The sequence below is a fragment of the Microbulbifer thermotolerans genome, assembly GCF_001617625.1.
Classification (GTDB): Bacteria; Pseudomonadota; Gammaproteobacteria; order Pseudomonadales; family Cellvibrionaceae; genus Microbulbifer; species Microbulbifer thermotolerans.
Genome location: NZ_CP014864.1, coordinates 2,615,119 through 2,636,784 on the forward strand (window position 1 = coordinate 2,615,119; position 21,666 = coordinate 2,636,784).

General features: G+C 57.9%; 20 protein-coding genes. 4 read left to right on the top strand and 16 right to left on the bottom strand.

Features of this window, described 5'->3' with window-relative positions:
• Positions 1–61: 61 nt before the first annotated feature.
• Both A3224_RS10960 and A3224_RS10965 read right to left on the bottom strand, forming a co-directional pair.
• Complete coding sequence (locus tag A3224_RS10960) at positions 62–355, bottom strand: co-chaperone GroES (protein WP_067154409.1); 294 nt, start codon at positions 353–355, stop codon at positions 62–64.
• 204 nt (positions 356–559) lie between these two features.
• The gene (locus A3224_RS10965; protein WP_067154412.1) at positions 560–1,039 is read right to left on the bottom strand and encodes an FxsA family protein; all 480 of its coding nucleotides are present in this window, start codon (positions 1,037–1,039) and stop codon (positions 560–562) included.
• Between the two features lie 148 nt (positions 1,040–1,187).
• Between A3224_RS10965 and cfa the strand changes: the two genes are divergently transcribed.
• A complete protein-coding gene (gene cfa, locus A3224_RS10970; RefSeq protein ID WP_067154415.1) occupies positions 1,188–2,336 on the top strand; it encodes a cyclopropane fatty acyl phospholipid synthase in 1,149 nt (382 codons plus the stop codon).
• 68 nt (positions 2,337–2,404) lie between these two features.
• Here the strand turns inward: cfa and A3224_RS10975 are convergent, their stop codons facing one another.
• Together A3224_RS10975 and A3224_RS10980 are read right to left on the bottom strand one after the other, a co-directional pair.
• A complete protein-coding gene (locus A3224_RS10975) occupies positions 2,405–3,166 on the bottom strand; it encodes an SDR family oxidoreductase (RefSeq protein WP_067154418.1) in 762 nt (253 codons plus the stop codon).
• A 184-nt stretch (positions 3,167–3,350) separates the two neighbouring features.
• Complete coding sequence (locus A3224_RS10980) at positions 3,351–4,301, bottom strand: DUF481 domain-containing protein (RefSeq protein WP_231902367.1); 951 nt, start codon at positions 4,299–4,301, stop codon at positions 3,351–3,353.
• Positions 4,302–4,429: 128 nt separating this feature from the next.
• Between A3224_RS10980 and A3224_RS10985 the strand changes: the two genes are divergently transcribed.
• Complete coding sequence (locus A3224_RS10985) at positions 4,430–4,753, top strand: MGMT family protein (protein ID WP_067154421.1); 324 nt, start codon at positions 4,430–4,432, stop codon at positions 4,751–4,753.
• Here A3224_RS10985 and A3224_RS10990 read toward each other — a convergent pair.
• From A3224_RS10990 to A3224_RS11020, 7 genes are all read right to left on the bottom strand, one after another.
• Positions 4,731–6,080 carry an AmpG family muropeptide MFS transporter gene (locus tag A3224_RS10990; protein WP_067154424.1) on the bottom strand — a complete coding sequence of 450 codons (1,350 nt, stop codon included), beginning with the start codon at positions 6,078–6,080 and terminating at the stop codon, positions 4,731–4,733. The two genes, A3224_RS10985 and A3224_RS10990, sit on opposite strands and share 23 nt — an antisense overlap.
• Before the next feature lie 42 nt (positions 6,081–6,122).
• Positions 6,123–6,629: a YbhB/YbcL family Raf kinase inhibitor-like protein gene (locus A3224_RS10995; protein ID WP_231902368.1), complete on the bottom strand. Its 507-nt coding sequence runs from the start codon at positions 6,627–6,629 to the stop codon at positions 6,123–6,125.
• A gap of 92 nt (positions 6,630–6,721) precedes the next feature.
• On the bottom strand, positions 6,722–7,714 hold the full coding sequence (locus tag A3224_RS11000; protein WP_067154430.1) for a threonine ammonia-lyase: 993 nt from the start codon (positions 7,712–7,714) through the stop codon (positions 6,722–6,724).
• Positions 7,715–7,817: 103 nt separating this feature from the next.
• Positions 7,818–9,242 carry an aldehyde dehydrogenase family protein gene (locus A3224_RS11005; RefSeq protein ID WP_082817497.1) on the bottom strand — a complete coding sequence of 475 codons (1,425 nt, stop codon included), beginning with the start codon at positions 9,240–9,242 and terminating at the stop codon, positions 7,818–7,820.
• Positions 9,243–9,718: 476 nt separating this feature from the next.
• Positions 9,719–10,597, bottom strand: a complete 879-nt coding sequence (gene ampE / locus A3224_RS11010; protein ID WP_067154433.1) for a regulatory signaling modulator protein AmpE — start codon at positions 10,595–10,597, stop codon at positions 9,719–9,721.
• 279 nt (positions 10,598–10,876) lie between these two features.
• Positions 10,877–11,440 (bottom strand): 1,6-anhydro-N-acetylmuramyl-L-alanine amidase AmpD, encoded by a 564-nt coding sequence (gene ampD / locus A3224_RS11015; RefSeq protein WP_067154436.1) that lies wholly within the window; start codon positions 11,438–11,440, stop codon positions 10,877–10,879.
• Between the two features lie 172 nt (positions 11,441–11,612).
• Positions 11,613–13,883 carry a DUF1631 domain-containing protein gene (locus A3224_RS11020; RefSeq protein WP_067154439.1) on the bottom strand — a complete coding sequence of 757 codons (2,271 nt, stop codon included), beginning with the start codon at positions 13,881–13,883 and terminating at the stop codon, positions 11,613–11,615.
• A gap of 354 nt (positions 13,884–14,237) precedes the next feature.
• On the opposite strand from A3224_RS11020, the gene nadC reads away from it, so the two are divergent.
• Positions 14,238–15,092: a carboxylating nicotinate-nucleotide diphosphorylase gene (gene nadC / locus A3224_RS11025; RefSeq protein WP_067154441.1), complete on the top strand. Its 855-nt coding sequence runs from the start codon at positions 14,238–14,240 to the stop codon at positions 15,090–15,092.
• A gap of 235 nt (positions 15,093–15,327) precedes the next feature.
• Positions 15,328–15,561, top strand: coding sequence for a hypothetical protein (locus A3224_RS11030; RefSeq protein ID WP_067154444.1), 234 nt, complete (start codon positions 15,328–15,330; stop codon positions 15,559–15,561).
• A 51-nt stretch (positions 15,562–15,612) separates the two neighbouring features.
• Here A3224_RS11030 and A3224_RS11035 read toward each other — a convergent pair whose 3' ends face one another.
• The 5 genes from A3224_RS11035 to ccoS form a co-directional block, all read right to left on the bottom strand.
• Positions 15,613–17,142: a glycosyl hydrolase family 18 protein gene (locus A3224_RS11035; protein WP_067154446.1), complete on the bottom strand. Its 1,530-nt coding sequence runs from the start codon at positions 17,140–17,142 to the stop codon at positions 15,613–15,615.
• Between the two features lie 11 nt (positions 17,143–17,153).
• Positions 17,154–18,521: an isoprenylcysteine carboxylmethyltransferase family protein gene (locus A3224_RS11040; RefSeq protein ID WP_082817498.1), complete on the bottom strand. Its 1,368-nt coding sequence runs from the start codon at positions 18,519–18,521 to the stop codon at positions 17,154–17,156.
• A gap of 108 nt (positions 18,522–18,629) precedes the next feature.
• Positions 18,630–20,345 (bottom strand): glycosyl hydrolase family 18 protein, encoded by a 1,716-nt coding sequence (locus A3224_RS11045; protein WP_067154449.1) that lies wholly within the window; start codon positions 20,343–20,345, stop codon positions 18,630–18,632.
• A gap of 402 nt (positions 20,346–20,747) precedes the next feature.
• A complete protein-coding gene (locus A3224_RS11050; RefSeq protein ID WP_067154452.1) occupies positions 20,748–21,482 on the bottom strand; it encodes a sulfite exporter TauE/SafE family protein in 735 nt (244 codons plus the stop codon).
• Positions 21,482–21,664 carry a cbb3-type cytochrome oxidase assembly protein CcoS gene (gene ccoS / locus A3224_RS11055; RefSeq protein ID WP_067154455.1) on the bottom strand — a complete coding sequence of 61 codons (183 nt, stop codon included), beginning with the start codon at positions 21,662–21,664 and terminating at the stop codon, positions 21,482–21,484. The genes A3224_RS11050 and ccoS overlap by 1 nt, the downstream gene beginning before the upstream one ends.
• Positions 21,665–21,666: the final 2 nt, after the last annotated feature.

Sequence of the window (21,666 nt, forward strand, 5' to 3'; positions counted from 1 at the left end):
AGATTCTGTATGCGTTTCTATCTACACGCCGGACGGGCGCTACGGGGAGTACAGCGGTCGCTTAACCTTCCAGTACGCCGTAGATATCGCTTTCGCTCATGATGATCAGCTCTTCGCCGTCCACCTTGAGGGTGTTGCTGTCGGCATAGCGACCGAACACAACTTTGTCGCCAACTTTTACAGACAGCGCGCGAACGTCACCGTTATCCAGCAGCTTGCCTTCACCCACGGCAACCACTTCACCTTGATTCGGCTTCTCTTTGGCTGCGCCCGGAAGCACGATGCCGCCAGCGGTTTTCTCTTCTTCTTCCTTACGGCGCACTACGACGCGGTCGTGTAAAGGACGAATTTTCATGGATAAGCTCTCCATTGAGTGTTTCACAGTTTCCAAAGTGGTAGGCCCTGTCTCGGGCCCTCGCCCCGCTCCGGCTGGCAGAGCCGGGGCAAAAAACTTGGGGTGGACCCTATCTATGGGCACTCATGAGGATTTCAACAGCGGCAGGAAAAAAAACTGCGGGGTTGTGACTGTCATGCCACAGAAGTTTATTTTTTGTACAACTCAATCAGGGTCACGCTTATCTCCCTTGCTGGAGTGACTCTCATCGCGGGAGTAGTCCCCCTCGATCACATTGTGATCGTTGAATCGATCATCTGGCCGCGCTCCACGGGCTGTATAGCTGGTTCCCACGATAGTGACGTGCCGCAACAGGCGTACCAGCAGCAGCTGGCGCAGTCCTGGGACCAAACAGGCAAAACCGAGCAGGTCTGTAATAAAGCCGGGGGTTAACAACAGCACACCGCCCACGGCGAGGAAAATTCCTTCCACCATCTCCCGCGCCGGCAATTCACCAGCCTCGGCCTTCTGGCGGGCCCGCATCACTGTGGAAAGCCCCTGGCGGCGCAGCAGTGCCATCCCCAGTACCGCGGTGAACAGCACCAAGCCAATGGTGGGCAGTGCGCCGATCTCGCTGCCCACGGTAATCAAGAGCCACATCTCCAGGATGGGCATGGCGATGAACAACAACAGCAGTGGGCGCATTCGGGGTTCCTTTCAGCTTGTTTGGAGAAACGGGCGAAACTGGGTATTTTCGATATGCTGTAGTAAATGGAGTGAGGTGGCAAATTCTTCAAGGGCGCCGCATTCAACTCGGCGCGCCATAGCGTCAATTGAGCCAAGGAGGCCAACGATGGCAACTGAGCAGCAAGACACCATGGAAGTACCCGCAGTCGGCCGCAGCCGCCATTTGCTGGACGAGGTGTTCGGTGAAGCGGATATCCGTATCAACGGGGACAGACCCTGGGATATGCGCCTGCACCGGGCGGAGGCACTGGACGAAATCGTTGCACGTCACAGTCTGGGCTTGGGCGAGACCTATATGCGCGGGGACTGGGATGTCCCATCCCTCGACCAGTTCTTCTACCGCATTCTCACCGCGGACCTGCCCCGTTATATCAAGCCCTGGCGCAATGCCGGGCGCATCCTGCGCAGTTATCTGATCAACTTGCAGAGCCGGCGCCGTGCGTTCAAGGTGGGTGAACACCACTACGATCTGGGCAATGACTTCTATCAGGCCATGCTCGACAGCCGCATGACTTATAGTTGCGGCTACTGGCGCGAGGCAAAGACACTGGAGGAGGCACAAACAGCCAAGCTGGATCTGATCTGTCGCAAGCTGGGTCTGAAGCCAGGTATGCGCCTTCTGGACATCGGCTGCGGCTGGGGCAGCCTGATCAGTTACGCGGCAAAGAACTACGGGGTCGAATGCGTCGGAGTGACCGTCTCCCGCGAGCAGAGCAACTATATCGCCGAAACTTATGCGGACTTGCCGATTACCGTGCACCTGCGGGACTACCGCAGCCTGGATCAACCCTTCGACCGCATCGCCAGCGTGGGCATGTTTGAGCATGTCGGGCGCAAGAATCACCGCACCTTTATGCGCGTGGTTAAGCGCTGCCTGAAAAAGGACGGCCTGATGCTGCTGCATACCATCGGCAAAAACCTGCGCCACTCAACAACTGACCCCTGGATAGAGAAGTACATCTTCCCCAACGGTGAACTTCCCTCCGCGGGCCAGATCACCGACGCGGCGGACAATCTGCTGGTTTGCGAGGATATGCACAACTTCGGCAGTGACTACGAGAAGACCCTACTGGCATGGCACGCCAATTTTGAACGGCACTGGGAGCGTTTCGCAGAGCAATATGGACAGCAGTTCTACCGCATGTGGCGCTACTACCTGCTGTCCTGCGCCGGCGCCTTCCGCGCCCGGTATATTCAGCTGTGGCAGTGGATGTTTTCAGATCGGTTGCAGGGTGGTATTGAGCGGGTTTCCTGAGGGGGTATAGATGCGGCCGCGATCGCGGCCGCAGTTTTTTTCCACAGCGCATTATCCTCAATGTGGGATCATATGCGCGCGCCGCCATCGATATCCAGTACCCGACCGGAAACGAAGTCGTTCTCCAGAATAAACGCTACCGTAGAAGCGATTTCCTCCTGCTCACCCAGGCGGCGCAGAGGCACCTGCTTCACCAGGCTATCGAGGATCTCAGGGCGCATCTGCGCAACCATATCCGTATTGATGAAGCCTGGTGCAATCGCGGCTGCGCGGATGCCGTAGCGAGCCAGCTCCCGCGCCCAAGTGACGGTCATAGCGGCAACGCCGGCCTTACTGGCAGAATAATTCGTCTGCCCCATATTGCCGGCTCGGGAAAGGCTGGAAATATTCACAATCACACCGCCTTCCCCGCGCTCGGCCATGATCGCCGCAGCGGCGCGGCCACAGAGGAAGACGCCGGTCAAGTTGACATCGATCACCGACTGCCACTGAGCGAGGGACATGCGATCGGTCACTTTGCCGTCTTTGACTTTCAGCAGCATACCGTCGCGCATAATGCCGGCGTTGTTCACCAGCACCTGCAGGCCGCCAAAGTCTTCGGCGATTTTGGCAAAACCGCTGTCCACTTCTTCTTCCACAGCCACGTTGATTCCATAGCTGCGTACTTCTGCACCGTGTTGCGCGCAGGCCTCGACACTCGCCTTCAGATCATCTTCGTTTAAATCGATCAGTGCCAAACGTGCACCGCGCTCGGCGAGATATTCGGCAGTGGCGCGGCCGAGTCCCCGACCGGCACCGGTGATAGCTACTACGCTGTTGGCGATTTGCATTTTGGATTCCTCTTTCTAATCTTCATTATTTTTGTGCTCCCCTTGGGTAAATTGCGGGGAGGGTGATCAACTCCGAGGCGGGCACATCGCCTCACCACCGGGCTTCCTCAGCCAATAACGACGTATCTTTAAGCCTTCAAGGCAGATTTACCAGCACTTGGTCCAAAGCACCGGAAATTCACAACTACCACTGGTAACCGACACCAACCGTCACCTTGGTATCCTCTTTTTCCAAGTCCAGTGATGGCGTATTGTCATATAGCCAGTGGTAGGCGATTTCCATCAGCACTCCCTCTACCAGCGGGGTGCGCACGCCAAACTTGGCTGTGGCCTGGTAGTCGTCACTGCGATCGAGGGACTGCAATGTTTCCTGGTCCAGATAGACTTCAGGCCCAAGCGCGAATTTGTAGCGGTAATTCAGTGCCAAACGCCCGGCTGCGAAACTGTCATCCTGGTCCTCACTCAAATCAGTATCGATAAAGTCTTCCTGTAGGCTGCTGATACCGCCTTGCAGGGAAAAGGCCGTCTTTGCGGTGTCAAAAAAGAGATAACCTAGACCAAGACCCAGAGTGGTGCCCAGATCCAGGTTGCGCGCTTCTTCCCGTTCCACTGCGCTATTGGCGGCGGCAAACCACCTTTCGGCAAAAATCCAGCGCAGGTTATAGCCCAGCTGGTATTTTTCCAGCCCCTCCACTTCACTATCTGTCTGATTCTGATAAAGGAAATTAATCAGATGGTGGAAATCGCCATTACGGATGTCCAGATTGATACTCGTATCGAGATCTTCGCGTTCGCGGTTGCCACTTTCGAAAACGCCACCGGCACTGACCTTGCCGTGAAAGACCACCGGGTTGCCGACAAAATTGATATAGGGTTCAGCCCGGTCGACAGCGGGAAAATCCATCACCCAGCCCGCGCCTTCGTCGCAGTATAGCTCCCACTGCTCGCGGCGGTGTCCAACCAGTGCACAAGGGCCTTCGCGTCCGGCGATCTTCAGGTCCACATCCACATCCATGGACAATACCTTGGACTTGTCCACCTTAATCTCGCCAAAATTCTCAGACTTCCATACAACCTGTTCCCGCTCCACAACCACCAATTCCCCGTGCACCCGGTCACCGTTATCCAGTGTCAAGACACCCGCCGCGGCATTAAGGGAGACAAAAAGCGGTAAAAAAAGCAGAAGAGATGTTAATTTTCGTACAACTGGAACCACAGGAAGCGCCTTGGAGTTATCGGGAAGTTGGAAATGCGGAGTTATTTGTGAGAGCAGACGCACAAACAGAGGGCAATGATGCCACAACCAGAATTTATCGTGTACTGGCCACAGTCCCTTATGGTCGCGTAATCACCTACGGTGACTTGGCGCAAATGGCGGGCTATCCGCGCGCCGCAAGGCTCGCCGGACAGACATTGCGCAAACTACCACGGGATACCAAACTGCCCTGGCACCGGGTCATTAACGCCCAGGGGCGTATATCACTGCCGGAGCCAGACGCGGCGCGGCAGAGAGCGCGGCTGGAAAGAGAGGGGATCTTTCTGCACAACGGGCGCGTGGATCTGCTCAAGTACCGCTGGCAGCCTTAGAACCGCGGCTGTCGCGCCACCACAGATAAACAGCCAGAATCACCGCCGGGGTACCCAGCAGGGCGACATAGACGAAAAATTGAGCATAACCCTGAGCATCCACGACTACTCCGGAGAAACCGCTGATGAATTTCCCCGGCAGGGTCATCAGGGAACTGAAGAGCGCGTACTGGGTGGCCGTATAAGCTTGATTGGTCAAACTCGACAAATAGGCGATAAACACTGCGTTGGATATACCGCCGCTGATATTGTCTGCGCTGATCACCACTGCCAACCAGACTTTGTCCGGCCCCACCTGAGCCAGGTGGGCAAACAGCAGATTGGTGGCGGCCACCATGGCCGCACCGAGAATCAAGGGGCGCATAATGCCGTAACGCACCACCAGCAAACCGCCCAGGAATGAACCGATGATGGTACAGAAGAAGCCAAAGATTTTTCCGATTTCGGCAATATCGCTCTTGCTAAATCCCAGGTCCAGATAGAAGGGATTGGCCATCACCCCCATGGCGATATCGCTCAAGCGGTAAATACCAATAAACAGCAAGAGCACCAGCGCAAAGCGGCCGTTGCGTTCAAAAAACTCAATAAACGGACAGGCGACGGCGCGTACAAACCATTCCTTAAGCGGGCCGTGCTCACCGCTGCCCAGCATCCGATCTACCCACGCGTGCTGGAAAGAAGCCGCCTGCGCCTTCACTTTCGAGTGGTCCGGCTCTGCCACCAACAGGGTTGTGATAACCCCTACCCCCATCAGCAGTGCCATAACGGTATAGGACATGGGCCAGTTGGCCAGCTCGGCGATATACAGAGCACCCGCACCAGCCACCAGCAGCGCCACCCGGTATCCGAAGACATAATTGGCGGCCATGGCCCCCTGCAGTTCCTTATCCACGGCTTCAATGCGGTAGGCATCGATCACCACATCCTGGGAGGCAGAGCAGAAAGCTACCCACACCGCCAGTACCGCCACCTGAGTCAATGCCAGCTGCGGATTCAAACTGCCCATCCCCAGCAGGCCCAAAGCCACCCCCAACTGAGAGACCAGCATCCAGCTGCGGCGTTTCCCTAGCCAGCGTGTCAACAGCGGCAGGCGCAAATAGTCGATCACCGGAGCCCATAACACCTTGATGGAAAAGGTGATACCCACCCAGGCGAAAAAACCAATGGCTGTGCGGCTGACACCGTAATCCCGCAGCCACGCGGTCATGGTGGAAAAAACCAGCAACAGCGGCAGTCCGGCGGAAAAACCGAGGAAGAACATGGCGAGTACGCGAGGCTTGAGATAAACCTGCAGCGCCTCTCCCCAACTGAGTTTGTTTTGTGGCATGCCGCTGAATAATCTCTGTGTGAATAAACTCGTCCGCAGCAATCAACGACCGTAGACGACCTCCAACTCCGCTACCGCCAGCGCATTGGCGTTGACGTTAAAGCCCACCATGGCCGGGGTTGCGGTATCGTCCAGAGGCAACTGCTCCACCTTAAGCGCATAGAGGCGGAATTGATAGCGGTGGTCTCCGTGCCCCTCCGGTGGGCAGGCACCGCCGTAGCCGGGAGCGCCGTAGTCATTGCGGACCTGTATCGCTTCGGGAATCAGGCCGTTTTTCAGATCGCCAGCCCCTTCGGGAAGCTCAGTGGCATCTGCCGGAATATTGAACATAACCCAGTGCCACCAACCGCTGCCTGTGGGTGCATCCGGGTCATGTACCATCAGGGCAAAACTCTCGGTCCCCTCAGGTGCGCCCTGCCAACTGAGCTGTGGAGAAATATTATCGCCACCGCAGGCATCAAAAACGTGGGCCATGGGCATGCGCTCACCAGCTTTCAGGGTTTTCGAAGTGAGAATAAAGTCCGGAGTGGAAGAAACGGCAAAAGACATAGGCGTTATCACCATTAGTATTGTAGTAATCCCGAGTTTAGCAACCCGTGTACGGAGCAAACTGAGATATTGATGCAACAGTACTGAAACGTTCAAGACAGCTCCTCCCTGGAAAAAAGATCCGCAACCCGATCCAAATCCATGTTGCCGCCTGTCAGTATCAGGGCGACATTTTTGTTGCGAAAGCGCGCGCTGTGCTCCAGTACCGCCGCCAGCCCGACCGCCGCCGACGGCTCAACCAGCTGTTTGGTGTACATCCACAACATGCGCATGGCCTCGACAATACCATGCTCAGTTACCGTGACAATATCCCGTACGGTACGGCGTATCACCGCATAGTTACGTCGCCCCAGGGAAGTCCGCAAACCGTCGGCAATGGTATCCGGCACCTGTGGCGCGGTGATATGCACCCCGCCACGGAGAGAGCGCTGGGCGTCATCGGCGCCGGCGGGCTCGGCCCCCATTACCGTAATATCCGGAGCCAGCGCTGCCACCGCTAGGCCGACCCCCGCCAATAGGCCGCCGCCACCCACCGGTGCCACCAGCACATCCGGCGTGAAGCCGCGCTCGCGGCACTGCTGTATGGTCTCCAGGGCAACGGTACCCTGCCCGGCAATAATGCGGCGGTCATCGAAAGGGGGCACCACATGAGCTCCAGTCTGAGCTACCACGCTTTCCAGCGCGCGCTCCCGGTCCGCCTGCGAAGGTCCGCAGATCACAATCTCGGCACCGTAGGCAGCGACCGCCGCGCGCTTGACCTGAGGCGCTGTCTCCGGCATCACTACCGTGCACGCCAAGCCGCGCTCCGCAGCCGCCCAGGCGAGCGCAGCGCCGTGATTACCGGAAGAATGCGTGGCCACCATAGTGACCTCTGATGGTACCTGCGCCAATGCGTTGCAAACACCACGCGCCTTAAAGGCACCGACCTTCTGCAAATGCTCGCACTTAAACCATAGGTTGGCACCGCTGAGTGTATTCAGCAGGCGGCTGCTAATCAGAGGCGTACGGTGAATATAACTGGCGATATGCTGTGCCGCGGTGAAGACATCAGCGCTGCGGGGAACATCATTGCGATCATTCTGCATAAGGGGTATCGGGAAGGCAGAGGTTATTATTTCCTTGGAATGGCCAGAGACTGGAACCGGAGCGAACCTGACGGCTGCGCCCCGGCTCCGGTGCCCCGATAATTTAACGCAGTAGCCGCAACAGTTTAAATTTCCAGGCGCTGAAGGGGGCGTAACGTATACTCAAATCGAAGATATTGCGCCGTTTCATCACTGCCTTGAAATGACTGAAGGTGCGAAAACCGTGTTCACCATGGTAAGCCCCCATGCCACTGGCGCCGACGCCGCCAAACGGCAAGGCACTGTTTGCCATAAACATTACACAATCATTGACACAAGCATTGCCGGAACTACAGCGGGCCAATAGGTGGTCGGCGGTAGCATCGCTCTGGGTGAAAACGTAGAGTGCGAGTGGTTTTTCGCGCTCGTTGACAAACGCTTCCGCCTCGGAAATATCATTCAGCTCCACGACCGGCAGCACAGGGCCAAAAATCTCCTCTTGCATCACCGCCGACTCCACGCCGACGTTGCGCAACAGCGTCGGCGCTACATAGCGCGCATCGGCATCCACTTGACCGCCGAAAACCACTTCTCCATCACTCAAGTAGCTGGCCAAGCGGTGAGCGTGACGACTGTTGACGATGCGACCGTAATCCGGAGACTTGCGAGGATCATCCCCGAACATGGCGCGCACAGACTTTTCAATTTCCGGCAGCAGCCGGTCGGCGGTGGTTTTGGAGCACAGGAGATAATCAGGGGCAATGCAGGTCTGTCCAGCGTTGAGAAACTTGCCCCAGGCTATTCGCCGAGCGGCCAACGCAATATTTGCATCGTCGGCGACGATACATGGGCTTTTGCCCCCAAGTTCCAGTGTTACAGGCGTCAGGTGCTTGGCGGCCGCGGCCATTACGATACGCCCCACCTGGCCGCCTCCGGTGTAGAAAATGTGGTCCCAACGCTGTTCCAACAGCGCGGTGGTTTCCGGCACTGCGCCTTCAACACAGATAAACGCATCGCCATCCAGGTAACGCGGCAGCAGTTCTGCCACCAGCCGGGACGTGGCCGGCGCCAGTTCGGAGGGTTTTAATACGGCGCAGTTACCAGCGGCGATAGCCGGCACGAGTGGCGATAACAGCAACTGCAAGGGGTAGTTCCAGGCCCCGATAATCAGCACCACTCCCAGGGGTTCCGGCAACGTATAACTCTTTGCCGGCTGGGCGATTAGCGGCGTCGGGACCCGGCGCGGCCGCACCCATTTTTTCAAGTACTTCAGCGTGTGAGCGATATCTTCGTAGAGACCGGATATCTCGGTCATATAGCCTTCTTGGGGCGCTTTGTGCAGGTCCTGCGCCAGCGCATCGAGAAAGCGGGCTTCGTTTTCAGACAACATGCTGCGCAGCTGTTCCAGCTGCCGACGCCGCCAGCCGATATCAGCTGTAGTGCCGCTGCGAAAAAATGTGCGCAGCCCTGCCACCAGCGCCGCCGCATCGAAGCCGCTATCCGGTTCCGGGGGCAACCTTACTTGAGATTCCAACGCAGACGCTTTCAACCTTTGTTTCCTCTCTCAGATGTATCGTTATTATGGTACCGGTCAAAGCCGCACGCTTTTTACACCGGCTTGGGAAAGAGTCCCTGCAATATCGGAGGCGGATGGAATGAAGTCAAGAAGGGAAATGGGACAATTTTACAAATTTGGCGTAGATTCTCTTATCACCGAAGAGCGCATGAAGCTTGCGAAACGGCCCATGAGCAGTCGCTGGCACGACCGTTGTGCCGGATCTTCGGGCAATGGATTAAAGAGCCTCTGTTTAAGTCGCTTGGTAACGGTAAAGATGCTCTGGGCCAGATGAGCCGCTCAGGTGATGGAATGGACGTCCCGAAGCCCACTACGCGCCCATGCGAATCCAAAAACCGTCAAGTCACCTATCTATGTGGAAGGGGCGGCCGCAATTCAGGTCCGCCACGTAATTCGTTCATCCACTGACAGACTGCCCTCCCCGAGGCGCGGTAGCGGCCAGTGGCACCTCAAAAACCAAACAACACCGCCAGCGCCATAACGGTGATCCACAACAGCAGAGAACGGGAAAGCAATGCCTGCAACCCTTCCAATTGCGCACCGCAGATTCGCTGCCCCTCAGCCACTTCGGCACCAGCGCTGCACTCACTGGCATCTATGCCGCCCAGCGCACCCTCGAGATAGGTCTCCAACACTTCGTCGGTATCCCGCTCCCGGCAGGTGAGGCACTGGCGCCAGGCTCGGTAACAGCCGACAAAATTGCCCACTATGGCAAAGCTGAATCCCATCACCCGTACAGGCAGCCACTCCAGAAGCCACAGCCAACGCTCGGCCGCGGCGCCTCCGTTACCGCCACGGGACAGCTCGGCGTAGAGTGCGCTCAGCCGGAACAATACAGCGCCCGGAATCCCCAGCAGGAAAAACCAAAAGAGTACGGCGAAGAGGCGTTCGAATGCGCAATAGGCCGCACCGCGAAACACCTGCTCATGCAGATGCCGACTGTCCGCCGGCTCCTCGTGCAATTCTTTCATCAGTGGGGCCGCCGCCTCTCTGGCCGCGGCCAAGTCGCCCTTGTACCAGTTGCGCAGGTAATTCGATAGGATTTCGCTAAAATTGCCCCTTCCCAGGCAGTAGAGAAGCAGGGGAACCCCCATCAGCAAGGAACCCAGCCCCCCCAGGAGAGCTTCCGCCAGCACCATCAATACTGCGGAAAACAGCACCGGGGGCAACACGCAGGCCGCCAGCATCAATCCCGCGTCCTTGTGCAGTAGTTCTATCTTGTCCAGTTGCCCGTGCCACCATCGAAACCATCCGTCCCGGTGCAGCGGCGCACCGGACCCCCAGAGCTGCACTAGGCCCAAGGCCAGCAACACGATCAACAGTGCCATAATCGTTCTCATGATTGAGTTGGATTGAGAAGAATAACGCCGACGAGCTTCAGAAAAAACTATTACCGCGCCACCAGCACTTAGGGCCCCTGATTAAACCGTTTTATAACGGCAAAGATACTTTGAGGCCCAATGAGAAGTTCCGGTGGTGGGATGGGCATTTCCAAACTGTCGGACACAGGGACCTACTCGTGTGTTTTCGCCCCTCATCCCAATGTCTACGCCCCACCCCACTACAACTCCCGTGTGAATGAATCAGAGGCTACCTAGGTTCTACGATCAAACGACGGCCGCTTGATCCAGTTCTCGAAAATAGCGATCCCAGTCAAAACCTGGGCCAGGGTCCAGTTTACGGCCGGGTGCGATATTCGAGTGGCCGGTAATCCGGCTTTTGTCGATTGCCGGATAAGATGCCATGATAGCCGCGCTCACTTGCGCCAGCACTCGGTATTGCACATCGGTATAACTATCCGTGTCCAATCCCTCCAGCTCAATGCCGATGGAAAAGTCGTTGCAGTTGCAGCGGCCCTCGAACTGCGACTGTCCAGCGTGCCATGCGCGCAGCTCCAGGGGGACATACTGTGTAACGCGGCCTTCGCGGTCGATCAAAATATGCGCCGATACCCGAAGCCCTTCGATCTCAGCGAAATAAGGGTGGGCACTTGCATCTAACTGGCCGAGAAAAAGGTCGTCGATATAGCGGCCGCCATACTGGCCCGGGGGCAGGCTGATACAGTGAATCACCAGCAAGTCTATGGAGCAATCCGCTGGCCGGCTGTCGCAGTGGGGGCTGGGCACCCGGCGCGCGCCGGACAACCAACCGGATTCCAGTCGATACTTCACGCTAGGTCTCCGCTTCGGCAGAAAAGAGCGCGGGGGCTCGCGCACCACATCGCGCCAGGGAGTTCACATTCTATGGAAGCGGTGCTGGGGATGCCAACCGGCCCCGCGCACCCCCAGACAGGAGAACCGATCAGCGGATATTTAAATCCCAGGTGAGATGGCAGTGCAGCGGTTATCTTTGCTCACTGCGTTTCTTGCGCACGTTCCCGATCACGGATTGCAGTGCCCGTTCGAACAACATACCGTCATCCAGCGGCATCAACTGTGCTCCGCGCAAGGCATAGGCGAGTTCCAGACGAGAGAACTCCGCCACCTTGGCGCCATTGCGATTGACAAAAATAAACTGGTCTATGTCGCGAATGACCGCCGCCAGGCGACAGCGGAACTGCTCGTCGTCCGAACGTTTAAGTTCGAACCAGCTGCCCTGCGCCAAGCGATAGGTCATCTGCCAGTGGGGGTCGCTCTCCGGCAGCTGCGCTTCTCCCTGCTCCGCCTCGGGCGCGGCCACTTCCGCCTCGGCGACCACCTGTTCCAGTTCTTCCATTTGCGGCACGGAGACCGCCTCTTGCGGTATCTCCGGGGCCTGCTGGACGTCTGATTCAGAGGTGTTCTCCGCGGCTTCCCGCATTTCCTGGGCCACCTGCTCCCTGACTTGCCGCTCGCGCTCCTCGGTGAGCTGTTTGGCCAGCGCGAAGCGCTCCCGGTACACCTCTTTCAACCCGGAAAACAGCGTGCGCGCCTCGAAGGGGTTTAAGGAAACCGCCTCGACACCCTCGCGCAACCGCTCCTGTAACGTGGGCAACAACCCCAACAATTGCTGGCGGCTGTCGGGCATGGGAGCCAGCACACTCCAGACCAGGTCCCGGGCCGTGCGCACATCGCGGCTCCAGGCTTCGCTTTCTGTCCCTTCCTTGACACAGGTGAGAAAGAGGACGTTGTTCCAGACTTTGTGCAGCCAGTCCTGCACGACTTGCGGCAATTCCCGTTCGGCGACCAAGGCATCCATCACCGCGGCCACTCGCGCCCTCGCCGCCTGGGTTTTAGCACGCCCGTCCGCTTCGTCCACCACGCGGCGCTCGAGCATCTCCGCGCGTTTGCGCTCACGGGCAATAAACTGTCGGAAGGACTCCAGCAGCAGCGAGAAGATGTTGACGTCCTGGTCGAACTCGCTGAGTACGCGATCGACCACTTGACTGATCTCCCGGTACAGCGGGTCGGACTCGAAATTTTCCCCGGCTTGCCAGCCGGTCGCGGCGTCGGCCAGCTCGTTCAACAGCTTGCGCGCGGGGTGACCGCCCTTGCTAAAGAAAGACTTGTCGGCAATGGCCACCTTCAACAGTGGCAGCTGCAACCGCGCAAGCAACGTCTTAATCGGATCGGCCAGATTGCGGTCTTCGAGAATGAAGGAAAACAGCATCTCCACCAGCTTGATGATATCGCTGTCTACCTTGGCCAGAGAGGCGGCCTGGTTGGCCTGAACCAAGCGCTGTTGCAGCAGCTCACCAACATTCAGAGGCTGAGCTTCGTCCGCGGGCTGAAAGCTGTGGGCACTGCCTTGTAGCTCACCCAAATACGTCAGCAGGTCCGACGACGGCATAGGGGCGATTCCAGCGGTGGCGGGCAGCAGCCCCGGTGGAAAATGCCCCGCGCTTACAGGGCCACCACCTTGAGTCGGCGCGGTACTTCCGGACTGCACAGGCCCTGCCCCGGCCCCAGTAGCACCGCCAGAGCGCGGCGCGTTGCGCTGCTGCCGGGCGACCCGACGCTGCTCGCGCAGAGACGGCAAGACGCCGCGCTCCACCAGCAGCTGATTGCAGTGTTCGTAGAAATCCTTCAGCTGCGACATCACCCCCTGCTCAAATTTTTTCAGCAGGGTCAGGCGCGCGCGAATATGAATATCCAGTGGGCGCACGGCCTCGACAAAAGCGTCGCAGATGGCATCGGGCCCCAGGGGGTTGTTTTTGTCGTAGATCTTGACCGAATAGAGGGTGTCGAGGCGCAGGCACAGTTCCGTGATGAGCTCGGCACAATCGCGCTTGGCATTGGCCACCATGGTGTCGGCGGCAACCAGTTGCTCCAGGTCATCGTTGTGTACCAACGACAGATTATCCGAGGCGAAGGCCTCCTCTTTCTCCCGCTCCGGAGAACACACCTGAAACGCCGCATCGATATTGGCCGCAAACCGCTCGACAATATGGCGGCGCTCCACCCGCAGCAAACGCAGCGCCTGAAAAAGGCCATCCTGCTCTTCCTGCCCGTGGGCCCGCTCCGCCATGGAAAAGAGAGAGTCATCCACCTTGCCGAAAAGCTGCTTGACCTGCTCCTGCAGCAGCTCCCGCGCTTTATCACGCAGAGCCACCACTGCCGCTGCCAGACGCACCGGTTTGCGCGCAGAACTATCCAAGCGTTCCGCCAGTGAAACAACCTTGTTGGAATCTTTCATTGCCAAGCCGCCTTCGGGATACCGCCCCGGCTCCCAGCTCTATCGATAGTATCTAATTATGCCCTGCCATTGCGCTTCGCGCAGGGCGCCGTGCAAGCGTCCAATATTGTGCTCACCCGTTTGTACCGCACACGGGCGGATTGATTGCCAACGCCCATTCTACCGCTGTTTCGGTACGGTTGAACAACGGGCACCAGCGTAATTGAGACGCTTGTCACAAGCTGATGACAGCCAGAAAATTCATCACAACTTCCCCTGTCCCGACCCGCGGCGCCGCGTTATGACAATGCCGTCCCGGAGTCCAAATCCATCGGGTTTCAGGTACACTTCGCCCACCGTATTCGAGGTCTTCCCATGCAACCACAAGACACGCCTATTCCCAACCTGATCTCCGATATCAAACGCACCGTAAGAGCCGCACTGGAGGAGGACATCGGCAGTGGCGATATCACCGCCCAGCTGATACCGGCAGACCGGAGCGCCCGCGCGCGGGTGATTACCCGTGAGGCATGCACCGTCTGCGGCCGCGCTTGGGTGGAGGAGGTTTTCCACCAATTGGACCCGGATTTGCAACTGACCTGGCACTGCGAAGACGGCGATCAAGTGGCCGCCAACGCGGTGCTTTTCGAGCTCACTGGCAACGCCCGCGCCATTCTGACCGGCGAACGCACCGCACTGAATTTTCTGCAAACCCTTTCTGGTACGGCAACCACCGCAGCGGAATACGCGGCGCGGGCAGCGGGCACTCAGATCAAGATACTCGACACCCGCAAGACGATTCCCGGCTTGCGCACGGCACAGAAATACGCCGTACTCTGCGGGGGCTGCCACAATCATCGCATTGGCCTCTACGACGCCTTCCTGATCAAGGAAAACCATATCGCCGCCGCTGGTGGTATCGATCGGGCCATCGCCCAGGCCAAAAAGATCAAGTCCGGAGCACTGGTCGAAGTAGAGGTGGAAAATCTCGACGAGCTGCGCCAGGCACTCGACAGCGGCGCGGACGTAATTATGCTGGACGAGTTCAGTGACGAGGACACGCGGACCGCGCTCTCCCTGGCCAAAGGCAAGGCCAAAATCGAGATTTCCGGCAGTGTCGACAGTGACCGCTTACAGCAGCTGGCGAAACTGGAGGCGGACTATATTTCGTCCGGCAGTCTGACTAAACATCTACGCGCCATCGACCTCTCCCTGCGTATCGATCTCTGACGGCATCACCGCCTGACGTAGAGGGGCTCCGCGCCCCGTAATCACGTACAAGCGGAGGGGATATCAGTGCAAAACCGCCAGATACACGGAGGTATCCCATAGCGTCACGGGTGTGTACTTGCACTTTCGTATCCGCCCCCAGGTCCGGGCGCCCCTCCCCACTATACAACCCTCGCGATTCAGGCAGTCGTTCCCTAAGCTTTATTTGGTCCCTTCTTTCACGGAGATTCCTGTCATGAACCGCTGCGAAACCTGTGGTAACGACTACGACAAAACGATGGAAATCACTATGGGCGGTATAACGCACACCTTCGACAGTTTTGAGTGTGCCATCCAAGCCCTGGCGCCAAGGTGCGAGCAGTGCAACTGCCGTATCCTGGGCCACGGAACCGAAGCCGGGGGCAAATTCTACTGCTGCGCCCACTGCGCGGCGCGCGCGGGGCATCCGGAAATGGTTGACCGATCCTAGCCGGCAATTGAGAACGGGGCCTCGCGGCCCCGTTTTTTCTCTTACTTCCGCTTAGGGCAGATTGTGTACATGGCTGCCGACCGGCCCGGAAAAGATTCCACCGTCGTGCATATCCCAGTTAATCGACCAGGTCATCACGCCGTTGAAATCCGGCCAGGCCTGACTCGGCGTCAGGCTGCCGCAATTAACCCGCGCGGTAAGGCAGTCCAGTGCCCGGTTGATATCTGCGGTGGCAGCCTGTCCGCTCCCGGCGGCACTGGGCCCCGACGGCAATCCCAAAGCCACCTGGTCCGGGCGAAGCCCGTCGAAATAACCCGCCGAGCCTCCACCGAGCGGGAAACCTTCAATCAGCATCATCGCCGAAGCCACCATCATATCCACTGATCCCGCCGCATAGGCCTGGGAATGGTAGGGGGTGGACAAGCCGCCGTTGTTGTACAGCTGTACATGCAACAAATCCAACTCGTCGCGCAGCTGATCAATCATCGGCAGATATGCGCCCCAAATACCCGTGTAGGCCACATAGCCACCCTGAACATAAGGATGTTCCGGCGCCATGGACAAGTACATATTCGGGTAGCGCGCTTTCAGCTGTTTAACCGCGCTGACGAGATTCTGCACCACCGGCGCACCATGCATAACGCCGGCACCTGACTCGAGATCGATGTCGATACCATCGAAGCCGTATTCATCCAAAATGTCCGCGGTGCTGTTAACGAAATTGGTGACATGCTCTGCACTGTTGAGCGTCACGGTACCGTTCTGGCCACCAAATGACAGCACCACTATCTTGCCAGCGGCGCGTTTGGCAGCAATATCATCAATAAATTGCTGTTTGTTCAGCCCCGCGTCCAGATTGAAAGCGACATTACCGTTGCCGGCATCGTCCGCAAAAGCCACGACAATCACATCCCATACGTCCGATACTTCCGCGATACGATACAGACCCGAGCCATTGTTGAAGTTGTGCCAATAACCCACCAGCGCGTGCTTCGGCAACAAGCCACTGTTGCCGCCGGAACTGCCGGGGTTGCCAGAACTGCCCGAGCTACCAGAGGAGCTGGAAGAACTGCTGGAGCTACCCTCACAGTCCCCCAACTGCGTCCAGGCTTCCCCCCAAGCCCAGCCGACACCGGGCGCATAGGCTCCCCCCAGACTGCACCAGCCTCCCACATCACAGCGGAATTCCGATCCGACGTTTTGCACCAAATCGCCAGTGCTGTAACGCCCCCCATCGACATACTGCGGTGAGCTGCAACTGCCACCACTGGATGAAGAGCCGCTTGACGAGCCGCTGCCGGAGGAGCTGCTTGAGGAACTGGATGAAGATGAACTCGACGAGGAGGAAACGCCATCACAGGCACCGTCGTAGCGCCAGACATCCCAGGTCCCCGAATGGGTCGCTGGATCCTCGGCCTGAGTCCACCATTTGGCGGTATAGGCATTGTTAAGGTGGCGAACCTGATCTCCGCCCACGTAGACGCCTGCGTTCTCCCAGTCGGGCAGACTTCTGCAGTCCACCGCGGCGGCGTTTGCCGCACATAGCCCCAAAGCGGTGAGGCCAAGCCAAAACATTTTCATAATCCTTGTCCTTATTTCGTCGCCAGCTCCGGCGCCGCCGGGTGCACCTGCCCCTGGGCTCTGGGCTGGCCGCCAACATTCAACAAACACCCGGGTTTGAATCGCAGCAGCGGGAACCAGCGCCCGACAAAGGCAAACAATCCGCGCTGCTCGATATAGCGCGCATAGGCGACATAGTCCGGGTCCCAAGAAAGATGCCGCTCTTCCGTACGGGCGCGCATGAAGTAAATAAAATTCACCAACAACAGCAGCAGCGAGTGACGCAGTGCTTCATCCGCGGTGGTGCTGACCATAAAAGGCATGGAAATCATCCACCAAGACAGATTTTTACTGACATAAGCCGGGTGCTTGGTGTAGCGATATGGGCCGTTGGTGAGAATGCCGCGGTGGGTCAAATTGGAAAAGCGGATACCGAACGGCACACTCGCCCACACATAAATGGCAATCAGCAGAAGAATCGCGCTGCCCCACAGGCTGTAGGCCCAAGGTGTATTCCAGAACCAATAACCCCAGGCCGGCCCTTCATCGTATTTGAGATAGAGACCAGAAAAAGAGCCCCAGAATGGCTGATAGCCTATTAGCGCCACCCCCCAGCCGAGAAAACTCGGCTCTGCAGTGCGGATATGGGAGTCAAACAGGCGCAGCGTGCACACGTAGCCCACGGTCACGAACAACAAATCGATGTAGTAGAGAAAGTTGAAGGTGAAATCGAACACTGCGCGAAAACTTCCCACGAGCTGCGAAAAGTCAAAATTGAGCAGTGTTGTCAGGTTATTGCCGAGATAGACAAACATCAGCGGAAGGAAAAACAGTTTCACCAACCAACCCAGCAACAATTGGCCAATGGCGCGGCCATCGACATCATCGCGCCGGCCGAGCAGCCAGCTACCCAAGTGCCAATAGCCGTCCCTGGGTTTCAGCATGTGCCCGTCCAGCCAGTAAAAATAAGGTACCGCCAGCAACAGCCACCAGGGCAGAACCGTTTTCACCACCGCAAAATAATTGTCGTAAAAAGAGCCGTGATATTCGGGAAACAGCCAGTAAACAAAGGCCACCAGGCCCACACTGGCGTAAAAGCCCAACAGCTTCACCGCCGCGCGCCGCGCGCTGCCCTGCTTGCGCCGGGAAAAATCCAACCCTGCGGACGCATTGCGGTAAGGCTTCAGAAACAACCACTCCAGCAGAATAATCGGCACCGCCAGGGCTGTGCAGACCACTATCAAACCAGCTGTGCGCGAGGGCAATTGTTGTCCGTATTCGCGCAGCCAGACCACCGCCAGCAGAGAAATGCCAAGGGCGATCAGATTGATAACAACACTGGTGGGTGACTTGGGACATTCGACGGCTTCCGCCGCCGCGGGCTTTTTATTTTTTTTCATATCGCGGCCAGGTAATCAGTCAAATAAATTTTGTTTTGCCGGGCCCCGCGGCCATCCTGCCATCGGGGCCCTTTGGTTCCGAGTATATTTTCCGGAAACCAAACCAATCTACTGATTACTGTGCATGGCTTCAATCAACTCGCCATCTGCCGTATCGCCGGAAAGTTCCCAGAAGAAGGAGCCTCCCAGATTTTGGTCGGCGATATACTGCATTTTTCCGGCAATGGTAGAGGGTGTATCGTAGCTCCACCAATTGTTGCCACAGTGCGCGTAAGCCGTGCCAGCAACGGTGCCAGTAGCCGGGCAGGTGTTCTTAAGCACCTTGTAGTCCTCAATACCAGCCTCGTAGGTACCCGGAGCCGCACCAGTAGCAGAGCCGCCAGGAGCCGACTGGGTGACGCCGGTCCAGCCGCGGCCGTAAAAACCGATACCGAGGCTGAGTTTTTGTGCCGGAACACCTTTGCTTTTTAGTGCCTGAATCGCTTTATCGGCGTAGAAACCGGGAGTCGGGATACCCGGGTAGTCATACAATGCGGAATGCGGCGCAGTGGGACCATCGGCGTCAAAAGCACCAAAGAAGTCATAGCTCATGACGTTGTAGAAATCGACATATTGCGCCGCACCGGCGTAGTCCGCCTGATCGATCTTACCCCCTGTGTTGCCGTCTGCGGTGATCGCCGCAGTGACCAGCTTGTTACCAAAACGGGCGCGCATGGCTGCCATCATCTCGGTAAAAGCGGAGAAACCACTGCTATCGCAGGTCAGACCACAAGAATTGGGGTATTCCCAGTCCAGATCGATTCCGTCAAATACATCGGCCCAACGCGGATCGAAAACCAGGTTGTAACAGGAATCGGCGAAGGCCTGAGGATTCTGCACTGCCTGGGGGAAACCACCGGACCAGGTCCAGCCGCCAAACGACCAGAGTACCTTGATATGGGGGTACATCTGCTTCAGCTTGCGCAGCTGGTTGAAAGACCCCCGCAGTGCGCCCGTATCCCAAGTATCGGCCACGCCGTCGACACTTTCGGAAGCATCGTAGAAGCGGTCATAGTCTGCGTAGGAATCACCGATAGTGCACTTGCCATTCTGCACATTGCCGAAGGCGTAGTAGATATGCGTCAATTTCTCGGCAGATCCACTGGTGACAATGTTTTTCACGTGATAATTGCGGCCATAGACGCCCCAGTTCACGAAGTAGCCGCCCAGGCGCTCGCCGCCACTGCTGGAACCACTGCCGGAGCCGGAACCGCTACCAGAGCCGGAGCTGCTGCCGGAACTGCTGGACGAAGACGAGCTGCCGGAGTCGCTGGCACATTGCCCAATCAGCCGCCATACACCCTCCGCACCAGACTGGGCCGGGTCTTCCCCCTGGGTCCACCACTTGGCCTCATATTCCTTGCCCTGGTACTGGACCCGGTCTCCGCCAACGTAAACCTCGGTCGCAGACCACAGCGGCAGACTGACACAGCTGCCAGTGTCAACCGGGCCTCCGGAACCGGAAGAACTTCCCGACGAAGAACTGCCGGAAGAGGTGCCACCGGAAGAGGAACCACTACCGCCGTCACAGGCCCCAATGTCTTCCCAGGCCTCGGGCCAGGCCCATCCGGCGCTACCACCCGGCTCGTAGGGGCCGCCCTGGCTACACCAGCCCCCTACCTTACAGCGATAGGCCACGTCGTAATTCTGCACAATATCGTTCGTGCTGTAGGGGGAACCGTCCACGTAGACAGGTACGCCTCCGCAATCGTAGCTGTACGCCTGTCCCGTAATCAGGCCGAGTAGCGCCAGGGCCCCCAACCGTAAAGACGTCATTGTTTTCATGCATGTCACCGTATTTTTAAAGTGAGTTCGATAAGCCAACGGCGAAAGCCCGCGCAGATACCCCACAAGATGCAACAGCGCACACCAATCCCGCTGCACATCCCCACCACTCCAGCGAGCCACACTGATGCAAATATGCGCCTTTAGCATCCGAGCACTTCAACGCCCTGTTTCGCCGGTGGGGACTGCTGAGCACCGTTTACCGACGCACAGACAGCGCTGTCAAAAATAAAAATGATAACGCTGTCATCTGTGCGCGAGAGAAGATAACGCTGATTATTTTTTCGCACCAGACAGCGATTACGAATAAGTGCAGATGGTCACATAACGGCGAAAAAAATCGCGTCAACCTAAGAAGTGAGACACAGTCAGAGCAAAACGTTTTGCTAAAAAAGTCTGCTGTTAATGGTGGTGATGTTGGTGTTCTTGGTGTTGGTGATCCATGCTTTCCACCGCCGGCGTGTGGTCATGACCGGCGTGGCCGCCGTGCCCCAACGCCCCCCAGAGAGTCCAGCCACCGAACAGCAATATCGCGCCGGCAAACAGCAGCCGCACCGCCGGTTTCTGCATAAAACTACGCACCTGTGCCGCGGCGGCGCCAGTGGCGAGCATGGCGGGCACTGTGCCAAGGCCAAACGCCAGCATTGCCAGCGCCGCGCGCAATGCGCTGCCCTGCGCCAAGGCAAAGGTGAGCGCACTGTAGACCAAACCGCAGGGCAACCAGCCCCACAGCGCCCCCAGGGCCAGTGCCTGGGGAGCGGACTTCACTGGCAGCAGTTTTTCCGACAGCGGGCGCAGGTAACGCCAGAGATGCGCCCCCCCTTTTTCCAGCCAGACAAGGCCGCGCCAGATCCCCGCGATATAGAGCGCCATAGCGATCAGCATAAACCCCGCAAGCAGGCGCAGTGGCGTCAGTGTCGGCAGTGCCGCCGCCCCCAGTGCCCCCGCCAGAGCCCCCATGAATGCGTAACTGCTGAGACGCCCTGCGGAATAACAGATCAACGGCGTCCAGGCAGTCTGCCGTCCCGGCACCGCCATCCCCAGAGCGGAGGCCACACCGCCGCACATGCCAATGCAGTGACTACTGCCAAAAAATCCGACGGCCAGCGCAGCAGCCAAAAATCCCCAGTCTCCCATTAGTCATCCCGCTCATCTTGCTCCGGCACGTCGACGCCGGACTCGTCGTCATCGAAGAGGATACGCCTCCCTTCGGTTTCCAAGTCATCGTACTGGCCGCTGTTCACCGCCCAGAAAAAGAGTTTCACCGCGAGACCAATAAAAAGAATGGCGATGGGGATCAGAAAATAGAGGCTGTCCAAAA